Source organism: Tsuneonella sp. CC-YZS046 (assembly GCF_035581365.1).
Lineage (GTDB): Bacteria > Pseudomonadota > Alphaproteobacteria > Sphingomonadales > Sphingomonadaceae > JAWKXU01.
In genome coordinates, this window is sequence record NZ_CP141590.1 from 79,784 (window position 1) to 102,786 (window position 23,003).

The following is a 23,003-nucleotide window of genomic DNA, read 5'->3' on the forward strand; positions in this document are numbered from 1 at the left end:
GGAGCGGTTTTCCAATTGCCCCTTGCGTACAAAACAAACCTAAATGGGAGAGAGTATGAAGCGATCTTGGCGGACGGGCCTATTTTGCAGCTGTTTCGTGCTCCTGCCAAGCGCGCCAGCGCTTGCGCAGGATTCCGCTGCGAATGACGGTTCCGAGATCATAGTTTCTGCGCGCAGGACCGACGAGCGCCTGCAGGACATTCCCTTGGCCGTTACGGCTATCAGTGGGAACGATCTGGACAGGCAGTCAATCACCGAAATTCGGCAACTCAGTTCCACCTCGCCATCGCTCAATGTCAAAGAGCACAGCAACAATCCGCAGGGCATGCTGGTCAGCCTCAGGGGGCAAACGCAAGCCGGAATCCTGCTGACGACGGACAGCTCTGTCGGGGTCTACGTAGACGGTGTCAATGTCGCGCGTTCGAATGGACTGCGCAGCGCCTTGGTGGATCTCGCCCGCGTAGAAGTCCTGAGAGGCCCGCAGGGTACCCTCTATGGGCGAAATACGACGGGTGGCGCCGTTAGCATCATAACCAATTCCCCGACGGACCGGCTTGAGGGATCTGTCAAGGTCGGCTTTGGTAATTACGATGCCGCGAATGTTGTTGGAATACTCAACGTACCCCTCTCTCCTCAGGTTGCAACGCGTTTCGTGGTTCAGAAGAGTACTCACGACGGCTATGGCCATGATGGCCTTGGTAAGCCGGCCGGTGATGAGGACAGCTTATATTTGCGCGGCAAGATTCGCGGTGATTGGGGTAACTTTCGGGCTACTCTTTCCGGCGACTATGGAGAAATCAAGCAGGGTGGCGGCGCATACTTCATTTCCGGCATCAATCCTGGATATAGCTTGGCCGTCAATCAGGTGGCTGCCGAAATGGGTTTGCCATTGCTACCTTCTACGTCTCCAGCTTATCTTGTCGGCGCGCCAGCAACTCCGGAAGCTCTGCAGCAAGCACGCGACGCTTTTGTAACTTATACTAATGGGACAGGGAATCATTTCGAAAATCAGGGAACTTCTCCGAATTTTGCCAAATATAAGGGGTGGTCGGCGAGTCTGGACATGGAGTTGGATCTCAATGATTCTTTGAAGCTGAGATCAATCAGCGGCTTCAGGCATTATCTACGAAGGAACGATACCGATTACGACTCCACCCCATTCTGGATCACAAACGGATCCTTTAAAAGTAAAGCAGATTTCTTTAGCCAGGAACTTCAATTGCTTGGCAAGATGGGAAGGGCAGATTTCGTAGTAGGAGCTTATTACAGCTATGAAAATGGATATGAATCTGGTGCGAGTATAACTGCACCGCTGGTTCTAGCAGACCCCCTAGCATTTCCTAATGGTGACGTAACTAATAAAAATGTCAGTATATTCGGGCAATTAAATTACAAAATAACGGACTCCTTAACTTTCACCGGTGGAGCACGGTACAGCAAAGAAAATAAGAAACTTGTATCATTTAATGAAACTGTATCAGGATGTTCGATCCCGATTGAGCTTCTGGATGCTCCGGGCCAATGCAGGGGAACATTCCATAAAAAGGATTCCGATCCGTCGTGGCTGGCGTCACTGGATTATAAATTCAACCGGAACTTCATGGTATATGCTAAATTTGCGAAAGGTTTCCGGGCCGGCGGTCATAATATGCGGGGCGCGCGCTCGGTTCAATCATTCGCTCCCTTCGATCCTGAAACGATCACTGAATACGAGATTGGCACGAAGGTCTCGATCTTTGATCGTGCGCTTCAATTGAACATCGCTGCCTATCATGACGATTACAAGGATGTTCAAAGAACGATTACGACCCTAATCCCGGGCGGTGGGACGACAACCACTGTATCCAATGCCGCGCAATCAACCATAAAGGGCATTGATTTCGAAGCCACTTTGCGGCCCATCCGCGCGCTTACGCTCAGTGCCGTCGTTGGCTATGTAGACGCAAAGTATGATTATTTTGTGGATGCCACTGGCGACCGGACGAACGAAGATTGGCCCACGCCGAAATGGTCGTATGCCTTTTCAGCACGATACGATGTTGAATCCGCTTTAGGGCTACTTTCCCTTCAGGCGGACTATCAAGGACAGGGAAGGCAAAATTTGTATCCTGGCGGGGCGCGTCCGGAAGAGACTACTCAAAAAGCTTACGGACTACTCAATGGACGTATCTCGCTTGATATCGACGATGCCAGGTATCAAATCGCGATATTTGGAAGAAATATTCTCGATAAAGAGTATGCAAGCGGAGCCCAAGCTTTCGATAAATCGCTCGGATACAATATAAAATATTTAGGAGCGCCTAGGACTTACGGAGTTGAGTTAAAAACAAATTTCTAAGCATAGCTTTGGATATTTTTAAATTTTGTGGATCATGTATTTTTCGTAAAATGAAGGATTAAAAAATGCTTCTGGATATCAGAAAAATTCACGAAAAATTTGGATCTGAGATTTTAGATTTCCAAATCTCTGACGGAATCCTGCAAGAAGAAGCAAAAGAGATTAGAGATGTAGTCGAGCAATACGGGGTAATTTTGCTTCGTGGGCAAAATTTAACCGAAGACACAATGATAAATTTTTCTGATCGCTTAGGAGGTAGGCATAAATTTGTCGCAGTAGAGGGACAGCCAAGTGAGTTTATCTATCGAGTAAGCAATCTTGATGTGAACGGAAATATTCTGTCGCTGGATGATGTCAGAATGCGATCTAATGCTGCAAACGAACTTTGGCATACGGATACCACGTACCAGCGGCCGCGCACGGCGCTTTCCATGTTATACGCGATCGAAGTGGCACCTGAAGGCGGGGAGACCGAATTCTGTGATACGCGATGTGCTTATGAAGCTCTCTCGGAGCAGGAAAAATCAACCCTTGAAGGATTGATCGGAAAGCATTCCGTAATTCAATCGCGAGCCCTTACCGGTTTCCACGATTGGACTGATGAGCAACGTCGGCAACTTCAAATCGTTGCAAGACCATTAGTGGAAATGCATCGGCCAAGCGGTCGTAAAGCGCTGTGCATTGCTTCTCATGTGGGTGATATAGCGCCGCTTCCGAAAGAGGAGGGGTTGGCGCTTCTCAAAAGACTGATTGATGCGGCTACCGGACCAGGTTGTGTCTATACGCATCACTGGAAGCCTCGCGATCTGCTCATTTGGGATAACAGATGTACCATGCATCGGGCGCGTCCTTATGAATATACCAAGCATGCGCGGGATTATCGTACAGCGCGCGTGGAAGATCATGAGGATATTGAATAGGATATTACGCTCTCGCGCCTCAAGAGACGTTTGAGGTCGGTGGAAGGAGCGCCTTGGTTGTCGCGGCAATGCGAATTCGTTCTCCCAATGCCCAAGAGACAAATTCTCAAAAACGATGATCGAGTTAAAGTGGATCCGCACTTCGCAAAAAGGCGGCTATCTTATCGGATAGAGAGAGAAAAATGAGGGTTGTTGCGGATAACGGAGACTTACGGTCCAACTCAGGCGGCGCTTGGTATACGGTCGCTTTTCTCGCATTGTTATATTCCGTTTCATTCATCGATAGGATGATCTTGGCCCTGCTCGCTCAGGACGTTTCGACATCTTTAGAATTAAGCGATCGTCAAATGGGCTTGCTCTTGGGAGCAGGTTTTTCGATAGTTTATGCACTTGCCGGTATTCCCCTTGCTGGCCTTGTGGATCGTGGAAATCGCCGGAACCTCATTGGCTGCGGGGTAATCCTGTGGAGTCTGACAACTGCCGCATCCGGCTTCGCTCAGAGTTTTTCGACATTGTTTGTTTTGCGTTGTGGTGTCGCGCTAGGAGAGGCTGTTTTGACGCCGGCGGCTATCTCTATGATCGCCGACCTGTTTGCTAAAAAAGATCGCGTCCTTCCGACGGCGGTGTATGGCGCGATGGCCAGTATAATGGGAGTGGGGGCTCTGTTCGTCGGGTCAGCAGTTCTGGCCGTTGCGAATTCGTTTGAGGGCATATCCTCCCTTGCTCCCTGGCGTCTGACTTTAGTTATTTTGGGATCTGTGGGCACATTGTTAGCCGTGCTCTTTCTGGGCTCGGTCTCGGAGCCAAGACGATGCGGAGGCTCTTTAGAGAAGAATGGCTACTTTCGCTCCTTTGGTGATCTGGCGAAATATCTAAGAACTCATTGGAAATTTTATGGCCTCTTCTACGCAGGACTGATGCTCACGACAATCGTGCATCTGGCGGCCTTGTCATGGCTCCCAACGATCGCCATCCGAAAATTTGGATTGTTGTCCGGCGACGCTGGCTATCTTCTCGGAGCCATCGGGGCAGGTGGGGGCCTTATTTCCGCGCTCTTCTGGTCAGTTTTCGTTAACAAGATGACGCGGTTGGGGCGGCCGAGCGGTTCCATGATAGGGTTGATTGCGAGCAGCATCATATCAATGACTTTTCTTGTGATCGCTCTCGAAGAAAAATCACTTGTAGCATCAATGATAGCGCTCTTCGTATCCATGATCGGGATCGCGGCCACCGGAATATTGGGACCTCTCGTTATACAACAATATGGTCCACCTAATTTTCGGGGGAGACTTATTTCACTATATCTCCTTACATCATACTTGATTAGCTATACATTTGGCCCGCTGATCGCAGTTTATCTATCGGATATGGTCGGCTCCCGCAGCGGTCACCTCGATGAAGGTATTTCGTTCATGGCCATGGCTTTTGGTCCCTTTGCAGCCATTGCCTTTTGTGGTGCACTATTTTTCAGTATTCGCACAAGTCGGACAACCAGATAACAAGGTAGCGCTTCGGCTATCGTTATATGAGGGCGGTGCTAGGGCTTCTCGATCGCATGAGCCAGCGCGTTTTGCGCCACACCGACGGCATACGTTTGGAACCGCCATTACCGCGCGGCGGCCTTGGTATGATGCGTGGCTAGCTTCTCCTCACGATAAAGCCGCTAGATTTTCTTGCGGTTGATTGGACTGCCCGCGATGACTGGTCCGGTTACGTAGTTAGTTGATATGCGGCATGAAGTGCTTGGGGATGGTGGTCCAGTTGCAGCGTTAGTTTCCGGCTTGCTTGGCCCCGATCGGGGCCAAGCAAAATCCTGATCCGGCAAGATATTCCGCCGGGGTCAGATTGCCAAGGGCCATGTGAGGACGGCTCTCATTGTATTCCCTTCGCCAAGCCTCAATCAGACGCCTTGCTTCAGGGATCGAGGCGAACCAATACAGGTTCTGGCATTCATCCCGGAACGATCCGTTGAACGTCTCGATATAGGCATTATCAGTCGGCTTCCCAGGGCGGCTGAAGTCGATCCGAACGCCATGGTGATAGGCCCAAAGATCGACCAGGCGACCGGTAAATTCACCGCCGTTGTCGGCGAACTAGTGTTCCGACGACGGACACATCGCGTAATGCCCTGCTTGCCCTGAGTTCGTCTAGGGCCTTGCCGGGCCGAGAAGCGCCCTCGCGATATGATCTGCTCTCCAACTTCGTCTTGTAACGCTCGGAGACGGCATCGTTGATGATGTCGAACATCCGCTGCTCCCAGTGCCATTCGTCGAGATACACCTCCTTCAATTTCGGATCGTCGGTCTCGCGGTATTGCCTGGCGCAGTCAGTCACGATTTCCTGCGCTTCGGTGCGGCGCTTGAGCGCCTCATCGAGGCGGTCCCGCGCCTCGCGGGTCATCGGCCCGGTGAACCGGACGCTGCCATCGTTCGGGTCGAGGATGACGTCGGCGGGATGGGGTATCGGACGAGGGGGCGCGGCGCCTGCTCGTTCTGCCCGCTCGATCGCCTCGGTCCACTCGTGCTTGTAATTCACCCACGCTCCGAACGACTCCAGCCGAGAGGTGAAGTCGTCGCGTTCGAGCTTGGTGACCATCTCGGTGAGCGTGCGCTGAGCGAACCGGTTACCCTTGAGAGCCGAGACGCCCATCGCGCGGAACACCGCCTGGATCGCCGGGAGCTCAATGACCCTGTCACCCTCGCGCAGCGTGACCGTCCGGTAGGCCTCTTCGCGCAGGTAAGCCTCGGCAACGCGTATGCCGACCCGAGTGTCGATCTTCGGCTTGTTCGGTGATCCGCGCGGGCGCCCACGCGGATTGCCCGAGGTGCCTTTCCGGAACCGATGCTCGGCCGGAGGGCGACCGTAACCGACCTTGTAGGGCGCCAAGCGCTTATCGTCGACCTCACCCTTGTCGTCGGCGCCGCTCATTCAGCCGCCTCCCGGCCGAAGCCAAGACGTTCGTCGCCGATATCCTCGAAACAATCGGAAGTGCCGGCGAGCATTGCCTGCTTACCGGTGTAATCCTGCCAGCGCCTCACAATGGTGTCGCAGTAGAGCGGGTCGTATTCGATGAGGCGGGCCGAGCGACCGGTCTTCTCGGCCGCGATGAGCGTACTTCCCGAGCCGCCGAACCCGTCGAGCACGATCTCCCCGCGCTTCGAACAGTCGCGGATTGCGTCCGCGATAAGCGCGACCGGCTTGACCGTGGGGTGCATCGCGAGCTCGTTCGAACGGTTAGCACCAACCGAGCTGATACCGGCATAGTCCCACACGTTGGTACGATAGCGGCCCGTCTCACCGAGCCCGAAGGTGTTGGTGTGGGTCGCGGTCCCCTGCTTGAAGACGAACACCAGCTCATGCTTCGAGCGATAGAAGGCGCCCATCCCGCCATTTGTCTTGTTCCAGACCACGAGGTTCTTGAGCTCGGTGAAGCACTGGCTCCCCGCAGTCAGGAGTTCGCTCATGTGACGCCAGTCCATGCAGACGTAGGCGATTGCCCCGTCGCTCATGACACGGGACATGTTGCCAAGCGTCTCGGTCAGGAACGCGGTGAACTGGCTTTCGCTCATCTCGCCCGAAGCAAACGCGAACTCGCGGTGCTTGACGGATCCGAGCCCGCAGACGTTGCCGTCTATCGCGACGTTATAGGGTGGGTCGGTGAAGACGAGATCGGCTCGCGCACCATCCAGCAGGCGATCCATTCCAGCGGCATCACGGGAGTCGCCACAAAGCAGCCGGTGACGTCCCAGCTCCCAGATATCACCCATCCGAGAGACCGGATCGCCACTGACCAGCGACACCGCGTCTTCAGGCGCCATGGGACCATCCGTGGCAGCCTCGCTCGCCTCGTCGATCGCGAGATCGATCTCGGCCAGGCTGAACCCGGTGAGCTCCACGTCGAACTCGAGGTCGACGAGCGCCTGGAGCTCGATGGCGATGATCTCCTTGTCCCAGCCGGCGTTCAGCGCGAGCTTGTTGTCGGCAAGGATATAAGCGCGCTGCTCGGTCTGCGACAGGTGCGCGAGGCACAGCGTTGGCACGGACCGGCGTCCGAGCAACCTCGCCGCTTCGACCCGGCCATGGCCGGCGATGATCTCGCCGTCCTCTGACACGAGCACGGGGTTGGTGAACCCGAACCGTTCGATCGAGTTGGCGATCTGCCTGATCTGTTTTCTGGAGTGGGTCCGCGCATTGCGCAGGTAGGGCTTGAGGATGTCGATCGATAGGTCGATCACCTGCTGGGTAGGGTAGTTCATTGCTCGTTTCTCCCGTCAGCCGTCACGGCGATGGAGTGCGGCTTTTACCACGTTTAGGCCGGACAGTCAAGAACGAAGAGGGAACAAGCGAATCGCAGTAACACGAGGGTGGAGCTGGCAGGCCGTTGATCAATGCTGCAATCGAGGGTCCGCGGGCTCAACTTCGGCCAAGAGCGGGGTCGCTGTTTTCCCTAATCGGATCCCTGTTTGCCGGAAGCAGGATCGCTGATCCGCTGGATCCAATTCCCTGTTCCACGCACAGGGAATTTGCTTCGGGAAATGGCGGAATTCTGCTATTTTCGAAGGCTCCGAATAAGCTGATGCTGCCCCAGAAATCGCAATTTCCCTGTAGATTCCCTGTAAAATAGTGAAAACAGCCAAGAGACTGGTTCGCTTTGGACTGCGTCGCGCACCATTCGCATTTCGGCTGTTTTCGGGTTTTGCCTGTTCTCCGCTTCGGAGGCGATTTTTCCAGGCTGGCTCGCCAGATTGAATTTCGGGCGATGCTGGGGCCGCGTTAAGGATTCTCTTAGCACCTTCGCCGCTATCCGATGAGGGGCCGGTGCGGGCTTTCATCCGGGCGCAGGCAGAGCAGGCTTGTCTTTCCGCTTGTCGCCTGCCTAAGAACTGGCAGTCTGAATCTCCGGATGAAGGGCGCAGGATACGGGTGGTGAACGCTTCGAGCGGAACCATACAGGTTCAAGGGCGGATTTGCGGATGAAGCGATGGTTTCTGCTGCTGGCTGCGCCGCTGCTGATCTGCGCGACCAACGGCATCACGCCGGTCGCGGTTCCGGTCGGTTCGGATGCTGCCCGGGCGACGGCGCATCTGGTGAAGTCCGTTCTGGAATATACCCGCTGGCCCAAGCGCCGCGAGGTCATAAACCTGTGCGTGGTGGGTGAAGCGCGCTTCGGTGAAGGCTTCCCCCATGCTTCGCTGGACAATGGCGTTCCGATCAGGCGGCGCAGTTTCACGCAGTTCGATTCCGCCGCGGCATCGGCCTGCGACGCCCTCTATCTGGGAAAGATCGAGCTGGGCAGGGCCAGGCAGTGGAACGCGCTGGTGCGCGGAACGCCGGTCGTGACCATTGCCGAGCACGATCCGCAATGCATCAGCGAAGCCATGATCTGCCTGATCTATGGCAGGAACAGCCTGTCCTTCGAGCTTAATGTGGATGCTGTCGCCCGGTCGAAAGTCAGGATTGACCCCCGGATATTCCGAATGGCGAGGGGGCTTTAAACTTATGTCAGGCAAGATGGTTTCTCCCAGCCTCCATTCCATCCTTTCCCGAGGATACAGGTCGCTGATCCTCCTCGCGCTCATCCTGGCCAGCGGAACGATCATTGCATCCAGCGCGGTCGCGATGATCCATCATATGGAGCGAAGCCTGCATCTTACCGCGCGGACCGTGGCCTACACGGTGGAGCCGGCCATCGTCTTCGGCGATGTGGCCGCCGTCCGCGAAGGCATGGGCTCGGTCGCGACCGGGGACATGGTGGACCGGCTGGTGATCGTCGGTGCGGATGGCAAGGAAATGGCGCGATCCACGCGGAGTTTCGAGGGCCTCATCCCCCCGGCGATTCTGCAATTCGGCAACGATGTGCTGTTTTCCACTCCCGCGAAGATAGAGATAGCCAGAAACGGGAAAGTGATCGCCAAGGTCCTCGTCTTCGGCAGCTCATCGGCGATGATCCGGTTCCTCTTCTCCGGGATTGTCATTGTCGTCTGCTGCGTCGGGATTGCGATGCTCGCCACCAGCATTCTCGCGCGCAGGCTGCACTCCGGTGTGATCGATCCGCTCAATCATGCGGTGGAGGTGGCCCGCTCGGTTCGGGTCGAGCGCGCTTTCAGCCGGCGCGTCCCCGCGCCCGGGCTCAGGGAAGTCGACAACTTCGTCGAGGACTTCAACTCGCTGCTGTCGGAACTCCAGAGTTGGTATGAGGGACTGACGCAGGAGAACCGGCAACTGGAGCGTCGGGCGACACATGACCCGCTGACCGGAGTTGGAAACCGGGCGTTGTTCGAACAACGGCTGGAGCAGGCCATCGGGAACGCCCGGGAGCAGGAGAGCGGCTTTGCGCTGCTTTACCTCGATGGGGACGGCTTCAAGCGCATCAACGACACTTATGGCCACGATGCCGGGGATGCGGTGCTGCGGGCGGTTTCGGAGAGGTTGTCCTCCTGTATCCGCAATGCCGACCACGTCTACCGTTTGGGCGGAGACGAATTTGCGGTCATCCTGACATCGCCCGTCGGCCCGGACGAGGTCGCGTCGGTGGTCGAGCGGATTGGCCAGACGATGCGGTTTCCCATAACGATACCCTCGCACGGATTTGTCCATATGAGCCTTAGTGTCGGGTGCGCGCTCTATCCGGCCCATGGCCGGAGCGCGGCGGAACTTTGCAAGATGGCCGATGAGGCCATGTATCGAGACAAGCTTCGGAGGAGGAACAATGACCTGGCTTCGTCCTTGTAAGGATTATTGGGTGCGATTGGCCGTTTTCTTCCTTGCCATCCCCCTGCTTGCATCATGCCAGACCGTGCCGCCAGCGCCCACGGGGTTCTCCAAGGAGCAAGTCGCGGTTCTGGAATCGTATGATTTCGTGGAGACCGACGGGCAGTGGGAACTGGGCCTGGAAGGGAAGCTGCTGTTCCCGTTCGATCAGAGCAGCCTCGCCCCCGAACAGCTCGAACGGCTGAAAACCATGGCGGCACGTTTGCTGGAAGTGGGGATCGCGGGATGCCGGATCGATGGCCATACCGATGCGATGGGAAGCGAACAGTATAATCGCGAGCTTTCGCTCCGCCGCGCCGAAGTGGTCAGGAGCGCGCTCATAGCGGGCGGAATGGAGGAAAGCAGCGTCCAGGTGCGCGGCATGGGGGCCTCTCGCCCCATCGAGAACAACAGCACGGCGCAGGGGCGGCGCGAGAACCGTCGCGTCACAATCATAGTCAGCCCCGGCGAGAGCTATAGCTTCTAGACAGTGCTGCCCGCTCGCAGCAGAAGTGACGGGACGGGAATAATCAGGGCAAGCTGGCCTTGGAGCGCCTCCGTTCCTATAGGACAGGGCGCTTTTCAGGCTCCATCGGGAGAAAACGGATGAAGTATCTGGCCGCCTGCGCCCTTCTTGCCTTGGCAGGCTGCGCGGCAACCCCTGCGGAAAACAGCCCCGTCGGCATGGCCAATCCCGCCTCCGTGTTCTGCCAGGAACAGGGCGGAACACTCGAGATCCGCGAAGGGCCGGATGGTCAGAGCGGCTATTGCCACCTGCCCGATGGTCGCGTCATCGAGGAATGGGAGCTCTATCGCGCCCATCATAAAAGCGATGGCGGCTGACCAAGCCCTGCGCCATCGCCTGTCTTTCTTGGTCGGGCCGCGTGGCTAGCTGAGACCGACAGGCGGGCAGGTGCCGGCAACCGGACGCGAGATCAGTGCTGGTCCGCGTTATCGGATTTGGTTGCATCCGTTACACGATCGTCGTGCCCGCTCTTGTCACTGAAAAATGCGAGCGCGAATAGCCCGGAGCCAAGCGCTACGGAGATGAACACGCCCAGGATGGTGGCGATCGTGGTGTGCGTGCTGAGGGAGCCTTGATAGCCCAGATAGGTCAGGGCGCCGGCGACCATGAGAACGCCGGCAACGGCGATCCATATCACCATCCGGCGAAACTGCTGCTTCGCTCGATCTCTTTCCGTCAGCATAACGGCACGGGTAGGCCCGTGGCCGATACGAGTCAATCGGCAAGCGGATCGCGGCCGGCGCTGCCGTGGCCGCCCTGCTTGAAGTTGAGGGAAGCGGCGAGCCGAAGCCGGCCGCGCATATTCCGAGTCGCCGGCCGGCTATCTATCGTTCCCATGCCGACGGATCGTTTACCATAAACCTTGAGCATGATGAGCCGTGCGCATTCAGCGACGACGGAAGGATAATATGTACATAAGCCAAAGACGGCCGGGCCTCAGCGGGATATAATATTTCGCTTGGATTTTTCATATCTTTGGAACTGTCAGTTCATGCAGTGCCAATCATCCGGTCTTGTCTTTCAAAATCCGCCGAAAAGCGACCTTGTTCTAATCCGATTTTGTAGACGGCAACCCTGCTGAGTAACGGAATGCTTGGCTTTACGACCTGACAATCGCTTTCGGGATCATGTCGTTCGGCGGGGAATATAAAAATGATCACAATCAGGAGAAGGTTTATGTCAGAAATGTCGCAGGTGCAGATTCCCAGCAATTTCCTTGGCACGGAAGTTCCCGACGATCTTCGCAGATCTCTCGATCTGCACGCCCGCTTTCTGGACGAAAGCGAAGCCAAGAGCCTGATCGCCGCCGCCCTCGCGTCGTGGATGATATCGACGATGGGGCAGGAGCATTCACTACGCTGAATACAAGCAAGGCAGGGCGCGCCAATGCGGTTGGCAGCGCTTTATTCGATTTGCGGAACCGTCTGGCGGGCGTGATCCTTGCCGATCTCGCCGGCCGGGCGGCCCGCGGGTTCGGCTCCCGGCTGAAAGCGGTTGGGCAAATGGCTGGGAGACCTTATGGTCGGGTCATTGCAGAGGAGACAGACGATGCAGATGATCACCCTCACGCTTGCTCTTGTTCTTGCCGCCGCGGCGCCGGAGGCGCAGCCGGCCGAGGTATCCCCGGAAGAAGAACGCGCTGAACTGAATCGCCAGCAGGCGGAACTCGCGCAGAAGCAGCTGGAGCAGAACGCCGCCAATCAGGAGGCGGTGAGGGCGCACGAGGAAGCCGTGAAGGCCTATGAAGCGGAAAAGGCCCGGGTCGAACGCGCGCATCAGGAAGCGATGGCCAAATGGCAGGCGGATGTCGCGGCCTGCCAGGCCGGGGACCGCGGCCGCTGCGTTCCCAGATGAACGGGCGGCGCGGGCCGGTTATTGAATCCGCAGTCCGTCCAGACCGTTCTCGGTCAGGGACCGCTGCCAGCTCTGAAACTCTGAGCGGCTCAGCATGTACCGCTTGCGAGCGTCTTCAAAGCTGAGCAGCCCTGTCTGCACGGCCCTTACGACCTGGGCCTTGCGGGAAGGCGTCCAGTGGACTCTGTAGGATCGCGGGAGCACGCCCAGCGGCTCGGAAAAATTGCTGCTCTTGAAATCTGCATGCTGCATTTCGGGGCTCCATTCCTGCCCCCCTGTCGCATGCGATCCTTGGCCCCAATGCCTAAGTTTCGATCAACGAACATGGTTAAATCGCGATAGGCCGTGCCCTCGCCGGGAAAGGGCGAAGGCACGCCCCGGCCTTATCGCTCAGCCGCCATAGAAGACCTTCTCTCCCAGATCCTTCATCGCCAGAACCGCATCGTCGGGCCGGCCTTCCGGATGGCTATGGACATGCGCGGCGGTGACTTCGGCGACAACGGTATGATGGTCCCCGATCTCGACCACATCCACCACCCGGCATTCGACTGCGGCCGGGGCGCTCTTCAGGATCGGAGCGCCGTTGCTCGCCCAGCCGATCTCCTCGCCCGAGAGCTTGCCGTCTTCCACCACCGCGGGCTTGAAGAAAGCGAAGGCGGTGCCCTGCTGGTTCTTGCCGAGGATGTTCAGGACGAAATGCCCGCTCGCCTTGGCCGCGGCATAGACGCCGGAATCGGCCTTCACGCCCAATGCCAGCAAGGGCGGCGAGAAGCTGGTCTGGGTAACCCAGTTCACGGTGGCCCCGGCGATCGCATTGTCTTCGCCCACGGCGGTCATGACATAGATCCCGTAAGGGATCATGCGCAGCGCGGTTTTGCGGTCCTGTTCATCCATGGCAGTCCTACTCCAGATACGGGCCGACGCCGGGGATCAGCGAAAGCCCTCCATTCCGCCAAACATTCTATCGGCTCGATGGCCTTCTTAATATGACGAAAATCAAGGGCCGCGCCGTCCATCCGAACCGGCATCCCGCTTTCTTCGCCACCCTGCTCGAGATGATGACGGCCGCCATGATCGTGCCCGCTCTGGACGCGGCAGGCGAGCAGGTCGCCCTGCCGCGCGAACGGCGCGCGGCGCGCTTCGAAAATCTACGCCGGGGTGGCGCTATTTAGAGACGAGAGGGGGACATAGCCGCGCGGCCGGGCGTTTGGATCGCATGACGGGAACGCATCCTTTAATCCGAGAGGAAAAGCCATGAACAACCGTGACCGGAGCCGCCGCAGTCAATTCGGGGAATCCGAGTTTTCGCAAGATTACCCTCAGCCCCAGCAATGGCAGAGCGACGTGGATCAATTCGGGGAATCCTATTCTGACCCGCAGCGAAATGAAAATTACGAGAGAAGCAGGGCTTATCCCTCTGCCCCCCAAAATCGCGGCTATGAAAACTATTACCAGCGTGGGGCAGGTCGAGCGGCCCCTCTGCGGCATTCGCACAATGCCTATGGCGCAGACGCGGGAGCGAACTTCGCAAGTTTCACCAGCGACGATTATGGCGGGCGGGATTTCGTCCAGCCGTCAGGTGGCCGCTATGCCCCGGTTTCTCCCTACAGCTATCGTCAGGGCGATGAGGAGCGCGGCTTCCTGGAAAGGGCCGGCGATCATATAGCGAAGTGGTTCGGGGACGAGGAAGCGGCCCGTCGGATCGAGGAGGACCATAGAGGCCATGGGCCGTCCGGATATTCCCGTTCCGACTCCCGCATCCTGGAAGATGTCTGCGACCGGCTGACGGATGACTGGCAGGTCGATGCCCGCAATATCACCGTAAGCGTGGATGAAGGCGAGGTGAGCCTGGATGGATCGGTCGGAAGCCGTCTCGCCAAGCGCCGCGCGGAAGATTGCGCCGAAGCCGTTTCAGGCGTCAAGCACGTCCAGAACAATCTCCGCGTTCAGCTATCGACTCCGCAATGAACGGACGGATCGAAGCGGCGGGGAGGGTGCGAAACCCTTCCCGCCTTTCGCCGCCCCGCTCCGCCGGGAACCTCCGGCACCGGGGCCGATTGATAAAGGCACGGAACGGCGGCGGGGCAATCCACCTCGCCGCAGTTCCCCGATAGGTCTTCGAGAACCGAGATGGTTGAAACAGCGCCGATGATCCATGAAGACGGCTTGCCCGGGCACGAAAGCAGGCTGGAGCCGAAGCCCGAATGGCAGCCGCGCTATCGCAGCTCCGACCGGCTCAAGGGCAAGGTGGCGATCGTAACCGGCGCCGACAGCGGCATCGGCCGCGCGGTGGCGGCCCTCTATGCGCGGGAGGGCGCCGATGTCGCCATTGTCTATCTGCTCGAGGATGACGATGCCGCCGATAGCAGGAAGATCGTCGAGGCCGAAGGACGCAGGGCCATAACCATCAAGGCCGACGTAGGTTCGAGGAAGATGTGCGACCGCATCGTGCAGCAAACGATCGAGGCCTTCGGACACATCGACATTCTCGTCAACAATGCCGGCGAGCAGCATCCCGACAAGGACATCACCGACATCACCGAGGAGCAATTGGAACGGACCTTCCAGACCAACATCTTCGGCATGTTCTATCTGACGCAGGCGGTCCGGCCCCATCTCGGACCAGGCGCGGCGATCATAAATTGCACCTCGGTCACGATGTATCAGGGCTCGAAGGAACTGCTGGATTATTCCAGCACCAAGGGCGCCATCACGGCCTTCACCCGCTCGTTGAGCGAGAACCTGATCGGCGATGGCATCCGGGTGAATGCCGTCGCCCCCGGGCCGATATGGACGCCGCTCAATCCCTGCGGCGGGGCGAGCGAGGAGAAGATGGAGCATTTTGGCGAGAGCACGCCCATGGGCCGCCCCGGCCAGCCGAACGAAGTGGCTCCCAGCTTCCTTTTCCTCGCCTGCGAGGATTCAAGCTACATGAGCGGGCAGGTGCTTCATCCCAATGGTGGGATCATTGTCGGCAGTTAACGCGGGCCTCTGCTCATATCTCCGCTGCCGCGAGCGATAGGGGGAGGCGAGCGCTTCATGGGACATGTGCAAACGCAGGGCGAAGCCGGAGCGCTGGAAAATCTGGCCCGGCAGGTGCTGGAGCTTGCGGACGATGCTGGAATGGTGATCGCTACCGCGGAAAGCTGCACCGGCGGCCAGATCGCTTCGGTCCTGACCGAGGTGGAAGGCTTGAGCAATCGCGTGCATTGCAGCTTCGTGACCTATTCCGACGCGGCAAAGAACGAATTGCTCGGCATCCCTCTTTCCCTGATCGAAGCGGAAGGGGCGGTCAGCAAGGACGTCGTTCTCGCCATGGCCGGAGGGGCGCTTGCCAGATCCTCTGCCGATGTGGCCGTGGCCGTCAGCGGCTATACCGGCTCGGCCGGAAAGCACGAGAACGGGTTGGTCCATTTCGCGGTTTGCAAGCGCGATGGCTACCGGATTCATCGGGAATGTCATTTCGGCCCGGTCGAGCGGGAAGAAGGAAAGGCGATCGCCACCCGATTTGCGCTGGACCTGCTGAGGGGCGCACTGGCCCGGTAAAAGGGCATGGCAAACCGCTTGAGGCAAGGCTCGGCCGAAGCCAGCGCTGCGCATCAACCCCAATTCGCCCGCCGGAACCCCATCGGAGATGCTTCGTTGCTTAGCGGCAGGAGCGGCCATTATGAACATACTTCCTGACGGCATCCGACAGAAGCATCTGGCCCAGGGTGAAGCACTGCCGCTTCGCGGTTGGCTCTCTCTTTCCATCCCCGCTGCGCTCTTGATACTGGCAATGGCCGGCCTTTTCGGTGGCGGCCGCTCCGCGCGCCTGACAGCTGACGCTCCCTCGGCCCATGTGACGCTCGCCATGCCGACGACATTGCGCAGCGGCGTATTCTTCGAAACCGATGTGGATGTTCTCGCACGCAGGGACATCGAGGATCTGACGATCGCGCTGACTGCGGAATTGTGGCGCGACATGACTATCAACACCACGCTGCCCGAAGCTGGCGAGCAGGATTATCGCGAAGGCCAGTTCCGCTTCCGATATGGGCCGGTGGAAGCGGGAAGCCGGATCAGGATCAAATTCGACGGGCAGGTCAACCCGCCGTTGATCGGCACAAATCGCGGCGAAGTGGCTGTTTTCGACGGCCAGAGCAGGCTGGCGACAATCCCGGTCGCAATCAAGGTGCTTCCCTGATGGATATCGTAATCCGCGCGACGATCCTGTTCGCCATCACATTCGTGCTTCTGCGCCTGCTCGGCAAACGCGAACTGGGACAGATGGCTCCGTTTGAAGTCGTGATGCTCGTCGTTATCGGCGATCTGATCCAGCAGGGCGTCACCCATAACGACTTCAGCATCACGGGGGCTACGCTGGCGATATTCACCTTCGCTTTCTGGACCGTGCTGCTCGGCTGGCTGGCCTATGCCTTTCCCGCGCTGCGCAAGCTGCTGGAGGACGAGCCACGCGTCATCATCCGGAACGGCCAGCTTTTGAAGGCGAACCTCCGGCGGGATCGCATGACCATCGAAGAGGTCGAATCCGAAATGCGGCTGGCCGGGATCGCGACGGTAGGCGAGGTCGACTGGGCGATCCTCGAGCCGAATGGCAAGATCAGCTTCATCGGCAAGCAGGAGTTCGCGCGAAGCGATCAAAAGGATCAGCCGGAGCCTAAATAGGCCTGAAAGGGCCAGTCCGCCTTGCCAGCGAGATTCTACACTGCTGTATGCCCTCCATCGACCGGCAAGCTGACGCCGGTAACGAAGCTGGCCCCGTCCGAAAGCAGCCAGCAAATGCCGGATGCGATCTCGGACGGTTGCCCGAACCTGTTCATCGGATGAACCGCCGCGATGGCGGGTTCCAGCCCGGGATCGGTTTCCATGGCTTCGGCAAGCATGGGGGTGAGCGTGCCGCCCGGAAGCACCGCGTTTATGCGTATGCCCTTGGTGGCATAATCCAGCGCCGCCGCTCTCACGAAACCCAATACGCCCGCCTTGCTGGCGCAATATTCGCTGCCGTTCGGAAACGCCGCCAGGGCGCCGCTGGAGGCGATGTTCACGATCGATCCACCGCCATTCTCCAGCATGGCCGCGATCTCGTGCTTGTTGCAGAAGAACAGCCCGCGCATGTTGAGGTTATGGCAGCGGTCCCACTCCTCTGCCGACATTTCATGAACCAGCTTGCTGCAGGATTGGACACCGGCTGCGTTGCACGCGCCGTCCAGCCAGCCATATCGAGCGACCGCGGCCTTCACCATGTTCCGCGCATCGTCCTCGAGGTTGGCGTCGGTTCGGATGAATTGCGCGTCTCCGCCCGCGGCCTGAACTTCCCTGACGACGGCTTCGCCTGCATCGGGATGCAGATCCGCAATCGTCACATTGCACCCGGCTTTTCCCAGCATCACAGCGGTCGCTCGACCGATCCCGCTGCCGCCGCCGGTTACGACGATCGATTTGCCTTTCAGACCTTCCATCAGATTTCTCCCTTGAGTTTCAATGGCGCGGGCCGGGCCGGGGGTGTAGGCGACAGCATTGAGTAGCCTGATTTGCCCCCGGGTTCCGCCTTGGCATTGCAGACTTTTAGTATAGATGCTAAAAGTGATTCCACAAGCTTCTTGGAACCAGAGCAAAAAGGCACATTCCATGGATATGACGCGAGAGGATTTTACGGGCCGGGGAACATTCACCGAGCGGTTCGGACTGGATACCGAAGTAAGGTCGCTGGAGCCTTATCGCTCGAGGGAATTCTTCGAGCTGGAGCGGGAGAAGGTCTTCGATCGCGCCTGGCTCTACATGGCGCGAGAAGAGGAGCTTCCCGAGCAGAACAGCTTCATCGTCAAGCAGCTCTACCCGAGGAACATCTCCGTGCTGATCACGCGGGACGCATCGGGCCATATCCAGGCATTTCACAACAGCTGCCCGCACCGTGGCGGCATAGTCGTCAGGGCGGAAGCGGGAAGGGCGAGCCGGTTCTCCTGCCAGTATCACAAGTGGACCTTCAACAATAAGGGCAGCCTGCTGGGTGTGCCGGATGAAGAGAACTTCTTCCCCAGCCTCCAGAAATCCGCTTGCGGGCTCAAGAAGATCTCCACCGCGATGTGGGAGGGCTGGATCTTCGTCAATCTGATGGACGAGCCGGAGGTCACGCTTGAGGAATTCCTCGGCCCGATAAAAGACTATCTGAGCGGGATGATCTATCTCGGGGCGCATAACCCGGTCGTCTATACCGCAGTTCTCGAAGCCAACTGGAAGGCGGCGTCGGACGCTTTCATCGAGACGTATCACATCCCCCATATCCACAAGCAGACCATCGGTTCGACCTTCGCCGGCACGATCAATCCGCACTCGCGGCTGATCAGCGCGCAACCGCTTGGCCCTCACCGCACCATTTCGGCTTTCGGCAACACCGAATATGCGGCCGATCCGAATTCCAGGGTGGAAAAACTCGGCAGCAAGGCCGGCGAGGCGGGCAATGTGATCGCTCAGGCCACGCTGGAGGATGCGGCCGATTACCTGAAGCATCCCGCGGTCAATCCCAACCGCACCAACCATTGGTCGATGGACATCAACCAGGTCTTCCCAAATTTTCACATCGACACCAACCCGGGCGGATTTCTCACCCATCAGTTCTGGCCCATGTCCGAGAACCAGTGCTTCTATGAAGTGCGTTTCTACATGAACGAAGCGAAGCATTTCCGGGAACGGTTTCTGCAGGAACTCTATATCGCCCGGGTCGGGGAAGTGGTTCTGGAAGATTTGAGCAACCTGTGGTGGACCCAGCGCGGCATCGAATCCAGCGGCACCGCGACGATGCACCTTCAGGACAGCGAGGTCGCCATTCGCCACTCGCTCGATCATGTCCTGAAATGGACTCAATCCGCCACGGTCAAGGAGGCGCTGGCATGAGCGGACATTCCTCACCCGTGCAGCAAGGGCTGCCCAGCGGCTTCGAGGCGCTGGAACCTTTCATGGCGCAATGGTGCTGCGAAACTTCGGCGGAGCGGATGGAGGTGCGCTGCGAGGCGGACATGGGCGAAATCCGCTCATTCTACGATTCCATGATCGAACGCGCGGACGAAGCATTCGATCTTATCGAACGCTATCCGATAGGGGAAATGCCGGACGACGTTGCCCGGCTCGCCAAGCTCCTGCTCGGGCTTGCCCAGGCATCGGTGGCGGTCGAGATTCATGGGCAGCCTCGTGCTCCCGATACCCCCTATCCCAATTCCATCAAACTGATCCGAAGCACGGCTCCCTTCGGATAAGCGATCCTCGCAGGGAGGTTCCCCACTCTAGCGCAGGCGGGCGACGACGGCTTCTATTCCGGCCTTGTTGTCGCCCATCATCGCCATCAGGCGCGGTCGATCCGGGTCTTTAACAGATGCAAGCAGGAATGCGGCCACGCCGTAGCGGATCTGTCGGAGAAACTCGTCATCCGTCATTTCATCATGCACCCAGTAATCGGTTACGCCGGTGAAAAAGACCTGGATGGTCAGGGCAAGGGCATGAGGGGCAGTGTCTTCGCGAAAAACGCCTGCTTCCAAGGCCGGCGTAATGGCGAACAGCCAGTAGTCGAACGATCTTGCCATGAAATGAGGGCGATTGACCGGGTCGGGAACGCCCAGCAGATGGCGCATCAAGGGGCGATAGAAATCGGCGTCCTTGACGAAGGTCGCCACCACGGAATCGGCGGCGCTGAAAATGGCTTCCAGGGTATCCCCTTCCTCGAAGCTATCGGCGCGCACGGTCTCGATCCGGTCGATCCCGAGGTTGAGCAATGTATAGAAGACGGTGTCCTTGGTGCCGATCAGATTATAGATGGTATAGGTGCTGATCGAGGCCTGCCGCGCCAGATCGTTCATCGAGAAACCCGTATCGCCGCGCGAGCGGATCATCGTCTCGGCGGCTGCGAATATCGCCTCGCGCCGGCGCTGTTTCGCCCGCTCCATTCCCAATATCTGATTGCTCAGCATCTTGGCATCTCTTGGTCGCTTGTCGTTCATTTATCGCTGCTAGACCGTTTGTAATTGACTGTTAAACACAATAGCGTGGGATGAAATCGGCATGAAAACGGAATCTGGAACCGCAAAGCCACTTCAATATCGCCGCGTTTGATATGGGATTTCCCCAACCCGACCAATCCAGCCAATGTTGAAGCCATGAAGACCCATGGCGCTGCCAAGGCCAAGGGCCCATCAAATGGCCGGATAGGGTTCGATGAATTTCTTCTCGAAGCGTGCCTGACCATACCGAACCGAAAGAACCCTCGTCCAGGGTATATGCCCGAGGCGCAAACATAGGCGGAGCTTGAAATATGCATCTTCGATTTCTGGCGGCCCTTGCGCTCGTCATCCAGCCGGCAACCGCATTCGCCCGCAACATCGTGCTGTCCAACGATGATGGGCTGACCAGCAATGTGAAGGCGCTCTACGAGGCTCTCAAGGCCGAGGGGCATGATGTCATCGTTTCGGTGCCCTGCTTCAATCAGAGCGGCATGGGCGCGGCGGTCCAGTTCGCGAAGCCACTCGGTCCGCTGGCGGTGAATTGCAAGGGCCACGCGGCGAAAGCCGGCGATCCCGGAGCGGGGCCGATGACGCGGGCCGGATTCGAGAACGACTTCTTCTACGTCGATGGCACGCCGGTCATGGCGATGCTCTACGGGCTGGATGTAGTGGCCGCAAAGCGATGGGGCAAGGCGCCGGATCTGGTGCTTTCCGGCCCGAACGAGGGGCAGAATATCGGCTCCATCGTGGTCAGTTCCGGCACGGTCAGCAATGCCCAATATGCCGTGGTCCGGGGGATTCCCGCGATTGCCCTGAGTGCCTCGGCAGGCACGGCCGATGACGCGAATCTCGCCAATCCCGGGTCGCAAGCGGTTGCCAGGCTGATCGTGCATCTGGTGAAGTCTTTGGATGAGCGGTCGAAGGGGCAGGCCCTGCTTCCGGCCGGCATTGCCTTGAACGTGAATTTTCCGGACGAGCTTCAAGGCGCACAGTGGAAACTGGCGCGCATCGGCACTTACGACGGGCTGCAGGTCAAGTTTGCGGCAGACAGGAGCGATCCCTCGCTAACCCCGGTCCATGGCCTCGGCGAGATGCATGGCCCGGGCATTGTGATCGCCAGCAACCCCGAGGGGCCACGCGACGATCAGAAGGACGATGAGGCCGTCGTGGTCCGCAAGCATATCGCGGTCAGCGTCATGCAGGCCGGATATGATCATCAGCCATCCACCCGGGAGCGGATGAAGCGATATCTGCGGGGCTTCCTGGAAAGGTAGCGGATCGGTTCCGTCGCCACCTTCCCCGGAGCAATCTCACGCCTGGGCGGCGTAGTGAGCCACGATGTCGGGCGCGAGCTTGTCGGCCCCTTTCTCGCGGGCATATTGTTCCAGCTTCGCGCGAACGGCGGCATCCATTTCGCCACGGAACTTGGCGTGATTGTCGCGCAGGAACGCCTCGGACCGATGGCGATGCCGGTTAAGCTCGTTGATCCTGGGAATGGCGAAGCGGGCGATCAATTCGTAGGATCGCCTGGTTTCCGCCCAATCGGCCCAATGGTTGTCGAGATTGAGGAAACAGCCGAAGCCGCCCGACTGCTCCTGCAAGCGGTCCATCTGCGCCACGAAATCGTCCGGGGTGCCGATCACGCCGAAACCGGTATCGATAATAAAATCTATCGGATCGACTCCCGGCGGCGGAGCCAGCGGCAGGGCCGCGACATTCGACATGTAATTGATCCAGTTCTCTAGGCCGTAGCGGACATTCGCGCGCGCCTTCTCGCGCGTTTCTGCGATATGGACCGGCCCGACCAGACGCCATCCGGCCCTGCTGACGCTCTGGCCGCTTTCCGCTGCCGTTTCCTCCGCGATCTGCCAATTGCTGGCGAGCGCATTGTAACCGCCTGCCGAAGTCGCGCCGATGGACAGCAGTGAGAGGCCATGCTTGCCGGCGGCTATCGCGCCTGTCGGCGAAACCTGGCTGGCGACCGCGATTTCACGCCACCCTCATTATAGGAATCGAGCTGGAGCTGGGCTTCCTGAAGATGGAACCAGCTGGTTCTCGCCGAAACCACTTCGCCATTCAGCAGCCGGACGATCGGCTCGATCGCTTCTTCCATCCGGTCGCGCGCTTCGGACGTTGGCACCCCGATCATATAAGCGTCGGATGGAAGCGAGCCGGGTCCCATGCCCAATATCGTCCGCCCCTTGGTGATGTGGTCGAGCTGACGAATGCGGTCGGCGACCATGAATGGATTGTGATAGGGCAAGGAGACGACGCCCATGCCCAGCTTTATCCGGCTGGTGCGCTGGGAAACCGCAGCCGCGAACAGCTCGGGGCTGCCGTTGATTTCCCACCCGCTGGAATGATGCTCGCCGATCCATGCTTCGTCGAAGCCCAGTCGCTCCATCAGGACCACGCGGTCCATATCCTCTTCCATCGCGAGCGATGGATGCTCGTTCGATGGAAAATGCGGTGCGATAAAGGCTCCAAAGCGCAGGCGGGTCATGATTGCTTCCTCTCAGGCTTATACGAACAGTGTCGAAGCGCTTTTTGTTTATCTGTTCGGGGAAGCGGGTCTTTGACGCGGATCAACCGGGCATTTTCGTCGCTGGAGAAAGGAAATGCCG

27 protein-coding genes and 1 pseudogene are annotated in these 23,003 nt (G+C 58.5%); 18 read left to right on the forward strand and 10 right to left on the reverse strand.

All coding sequences use genetic code 11. From position 1 onward, the window contains the following. The first annotated feature begins 97 nt into the window (after positions 1-97). From U8326_RS00415 to U8326_RS00425, 3 genes are all read left to right on the forward strand, one after another. On the forward strand, positions 98-2,338 hold the full coding sequence (locus U8326_RS00415) for a TonB-dependent receptor (protein WP_324741684.1): 2,241 nt from the start codon (positions 98-100) through the stop codon (positions 2,336-2,338). A gap of 65 nt (positions 2,339-2,403) precedes the next feature. Next, entirely contained in the window at positions 2,404-3,258 is an 855-nt protein-coding gene (locus U8326_RS00420) for a TauD/TfdA family dioxygenase (RefSeq protein WP_324741685.1), read from the forward strand. A 182-nt stretch (positions 3,259-3,440) separates the two neighbouring features. Next, entirely contained in the window at positions 3,441-4,757 is a 1,317-nt protein-coding gene (locus U8326_RS00425) for an MFS transporter (RefSeq protein WP_324741686.1), read from the forward strand. A 270-nt stretch (positions 4,758-5,027) separates the two neighbouring features. Here the strand turns inward: U8326_RS00425 and U8326_RS00430 are convergent. From U8326_RS00430 to U8326_RS00440, 3 genes and pseudogenes are all read right to left on the reverse strand, one after another. Continuing rightward, a pseudogene (locus U8326_RS00430) lies at positions 5,028-5,345 on the reverse strand (integrase core domain-containing protein); the annotation flags it as partial. After that, entirely contained in the window at positions 5,332-6,186 is an 855-nt protein-coding gene (locus U8326_RS00435; RefSeq protein WP_324741687.1) for a DUF5681 domain-containing protein, read from the reverse strand. The gene U8326_RS00435 and the pseudogene U8326_RS00430, both read right to left, overlap by 14 nt. Continuing rightward, a complete protein-coding gene (locus U8326_RS00440; protein ID WP_324741688.1) occupies positions 6,183-7,514 on the reverse strand; it encodes a DNA methyltransferase in 1,332 nt (443 codons plus the stop codon). Before U8326_RS00440 ends, U8326_RS00435 begins: the two co-directional genes overlap by 4 nt. 717 nt (positions 7,515-8,231) lie before the next feature. On the opposite strand from U8326_RS00440, the gene U8326_RS00445 reads away from it, so the two are divergent. The 4 genes from U8326_RS00445 to U8326_RS00460 all read left to right on the forward strand — a co-directional run bounded on the left by U8326_RS00445 (position 8,232) and on the right by U8326_RS00460 (position 10,851). Next, the gene (locus U8326_RS00445; protein ID WP_324741689.1) at positions 8,232-8,753 is read left to right on the forward strand and encodes a YfiR family protein; all 522 of its coding nucleotides are present in this window, start codon (positions 8,232-8,234) and stop codon (positions 8,751-8,753) included. 4 nt (positions 8,754-8,757) lie between these two features. Continuing rightward, the gene (locus tag U8326_RS00450) at positions 8,758-9,990 is read left to right on the forward strand and encodes a diguanylate cyclase domain-containing protein (RefSeq protein ID WP_324741691.1); all 1,233 of its coding nucleotides are present in this window, start codon (positions 8,758-8,760) and stop codon (positions 9,988-9,990) included. A 10-nt stretch (positions 9,991-10,000) separates the two neighbouring features. Continuing rightward, positions 10,001-10,495: an OmpA family protein gene (locus U8326_RS00455; protein WP_324741692.1), complete on the forward strand. Its 495-nt coding sequence runs from the start codon at positions 10,001-10,003 to the stop codon at positions 10,493-10,495. A 119-nt stretch (positions 10,496-10,614) separates the two neighbouring features. Beyond that, the gene (locus tag U8326_RS00460; protein ID WP_324741693.1) at positions 10,615-10,851 is read left to right on the forward strand and encodes a DUF333 domain-containing protein; all 237 of its coding nucleotides are present in this window, start codon (positions 10,615-10,617) and stop codon (positions 10,849-10,851) included. A gap of 92 nt (positions 10,852-10,943) precedes the next feature. Here the strand turns inward: U8326_RS00460 and U8326_RS00465 are convergent, their stop codons facing one another. Next, the gene (locus U8326_RS00465) at positions 10,944-11,216 is read right to left on the reverse strand and encodes a hypothetical protein (RefSeq protein ID WP_324741694.1); all 273 of its coding nucleotides are present in this window, start codon (positions 11,214-11,216) and stop codon (positions 10,944-10,946) included. Between the two features lie 494 nt (positions 11,217-11,710). Between U8326_RS00465 and U8326_RS00470 the strand changes: the two genes are divergently transcribed. Continuing rightward, a complete protein-coding gene (locus U8326_RS00470; RefSeq protein ID WP_324741695.1) occupies positions 11,711-11,896 on the forward strand; it encodes a hypothetical protein in 186 nt (61 codons plus the stop codon). Positions 11,897-12,082: 186 nt separating this feature from the next. Continuing rightward, positions 12,083-12,388: a hypothetical protein gene (locus tag U8326_RS00475; protein WP_324741696.1), complete on the forward strand. Its 306-nt coding sequence runs from the start codon at positions 12,083-12,085 to the stop codon at positions 12,386-12,388. Positions 12,389-12,406: 18 nt separating this feature from the next. Here the strand turns inward: U8326_RS00475 and U8326_RS00480 are convergent, their stop codons facing one another. Then, on the reverse strand, positions 12,407-12,640 hold the full coding sequence (locus tag U8326_RS00480; protein ID WP_324741697.1) for a DUF1153 domain-containing protein: 234 nt from the start codon (positions 12,638-12,640) through the stop codon (positions 12,407-12,409). Between the two features lie 138 nt (positions 12,641-12,778). Continuing rightward, positions 12,779-13,282, reverse strand: coding sequence for a flavin reductase family protein (locus U8326_RS00485; RefSeq protein ID WP_324741698.1), 504 nt, complete (start codon positions 13,280-13,282; stop codon positions 12,779-12,781). A 92-nt stretch (positions 13,283-13,374) separates the two neighbouring features. Between U8326_RS00485 and U8326_RS00490 the strand changes: the two genes are divergently transcribed. The 6 genes from U8326_RS00490 (at position 13,375) to U8326_RS00515 (ending at position 17,056) form a co-directional block, all read left to right on the forward strand. Beyond that, positions 13,375-13,560, forward strand: coding sequence for a hypothetical protein (locus tag U8326_RS00490; RefSeq protein ID WP_324741699.1), 186 nt, complete (start codon positions 13,375-13,377; stop codon positions 13,558-13,560). An 82-nt stretch (positions 13,561-13,642) separates the two neighbouring features. Next, positions 13,643-14,356, forward strand: coding sequence for a BON domain-containing protein (locus U8326_RS00495; RefSeq protein ID WP_324741701.1), 714 nt, complete (start codon positions 13,643-13,645; stop codon positions 14,354-14,356). A gap of 162 nt (positions 14,357-14,518) precedes the next feature. Continuing rightward, on the forward strand, positions 14,519-15,370 hold the full coding sequence (locus U8326_RS00500) for an SDR family oxidoreductase (protein ID WP_324741703.1): 852 nt from the start codon (positions 14,519-14,521) through the stop codon (positions 15,368-15,370). 57 nt (positions 15,371-15,427) lie between these two features. Further along, positions 15,428-15,934: a CinA family protein gene (locus U8326_RS00505; RefSeq protein WP_324741704.1), complete on the forward strand. Its 507-nt coding sequence runs from the start codon at positions 15,428-15,430 to the stop codon at positions 15,932-15,934. 121 nt (positions 15,935-16,055) lie between these two features. Beyond that, a complete protein-coding gene (locus U8326_RS00510; protein WP_324741705.1) occupies positions 16,056-16,574 on the forward strand; it encodes a hypothetical protein in 519 nt (172 codons plus the stop codon). Next, complete coding sequence (locus tag U8326_RS00515; RefSeq protein ID WP_324741706.1) at positions 16,574-17,056, forward strand: DUF421 domain-containing protein; 483 nt, start codon at positions 16,574-16,576, stop codon at positions 17,054-17,056. Before U8326_RS00510 ends, U8326_RS00515 begins: the two co-directional genes overlap by 1 nt. Before the next feature lie 35 nt (positions 17,057-17,091). Here the strand turns inward: U8326_RS00515 and U8326_RS00520 are convergent, their stop codons facing one another. Then, on the reverse strand, positions 17,092-17,850 hold the full coding sequence (locus tag U8326_RS00520) for a glucose 1-dehydrogenase (protein ID WP_324741707.1): 759 nt from the start codon (positions 17,848-17,850) through the stop codon (positions 17,092-17,094). A gap of 169 nt (positions 17,851-18,019) precedes the next feature. Here U8326_RS00520 and U8326_RS00525 point away from each other — a divergent pair, with 169 nt between their 5' ends. Together U8326_RS00525 and U8326_RS00530 are read left to right on the forward strand one after the other, a co-directional pair. Continuing rightward, positions 18,020-19,282, forward strand: coding sequence for an aromatic ring-hydroxylating dioxygenase subunit alpha (locus tag U8326_RS00525; protein ID WP_324741708.1), 1,263 nt, complete (start codon positions 18,020-18,022; stop codon positions 19,280-19,282). Next, a complete protein-coding gene (locus U8326_RS00530; RefSeq protein ID WP_324741709.1) occupies positions 19,279-19,641 on the forward strand; it encodes a hypothetical protein in 363 nt (120 codons plus the stop codon). The genes U8326_RS00525 and U8326_RS00530 overlap by 4 nt, the downstream gene beginning before the upstream one ends. 27 nt (positions 19,642-19,668) lie before the next feature. Here U8326_RS00530 and U8326_RS00535 read toward each other — a convergent pair whose 3' ends face one another. Beyond that, positions 19,669-20,379, reverse strand: coding sequence for a hypothetical protein (locus tag U8326_RS00535; protein WP_324741711.1), 711 nt, complete (start codon positions 20,377-20,379; stop codon positions 19,669-19,671). Positions 20,380-20,690: 311 nt separating this feature from the next. Between U8326_RS00535 and U8326_RS00540 the strand changes: the two genes are divergently transcribed. Continuing rightward, the gene (locus tag U8326_RS00540) at positions 20,691-21,653 is read left to right on the forward strand and encodes a 5'/3'-nucleotidase SurE (RefSeq protein ID WP_324741713.1); all 963 of its coding nucleotides are present in this window, start codon (positions 20,691-20,693) and stop codon (positions 21,651-21,653) included. A 36-nt stretch (positions 21,654-21,689) separates the two neighbouring features. On the opposite strand, the gene U8326_RS00545 is transcribed toward U8326_RS00540, so the two are convergent. Both U8326_RS00545 and U8326_RS00550 read right to left on the reverse strand, forming a co-directional pair. Further along, positions 21,690-22,103 carry a hypothetical protein gene (locus U8326_RS00545; protein ID WP_324741714.1) on the reverse strand — a complete coding sequence of 138 codons (414 nt, stop codon included), beginning with the start codon at positions 22,101-22,103 and terminating at the stop codon, positions 21,690-21,692. A 224-nt stretch (positions 22,104-22,327) separates the two neighbouring features. Further along, complete coding sequence (locus U8326_RS00550; RefSeq protein WP_324741716.1) at positions 22,328-22,882, reverse strand: LLM class flavin-dependent oxidoreductase; 555 nt, start codon at positions 22,880-22,882, stop codon at positions 22,328-22,330. Positions 22,883-23,003 lie beyond the last annotated feature (121 nt).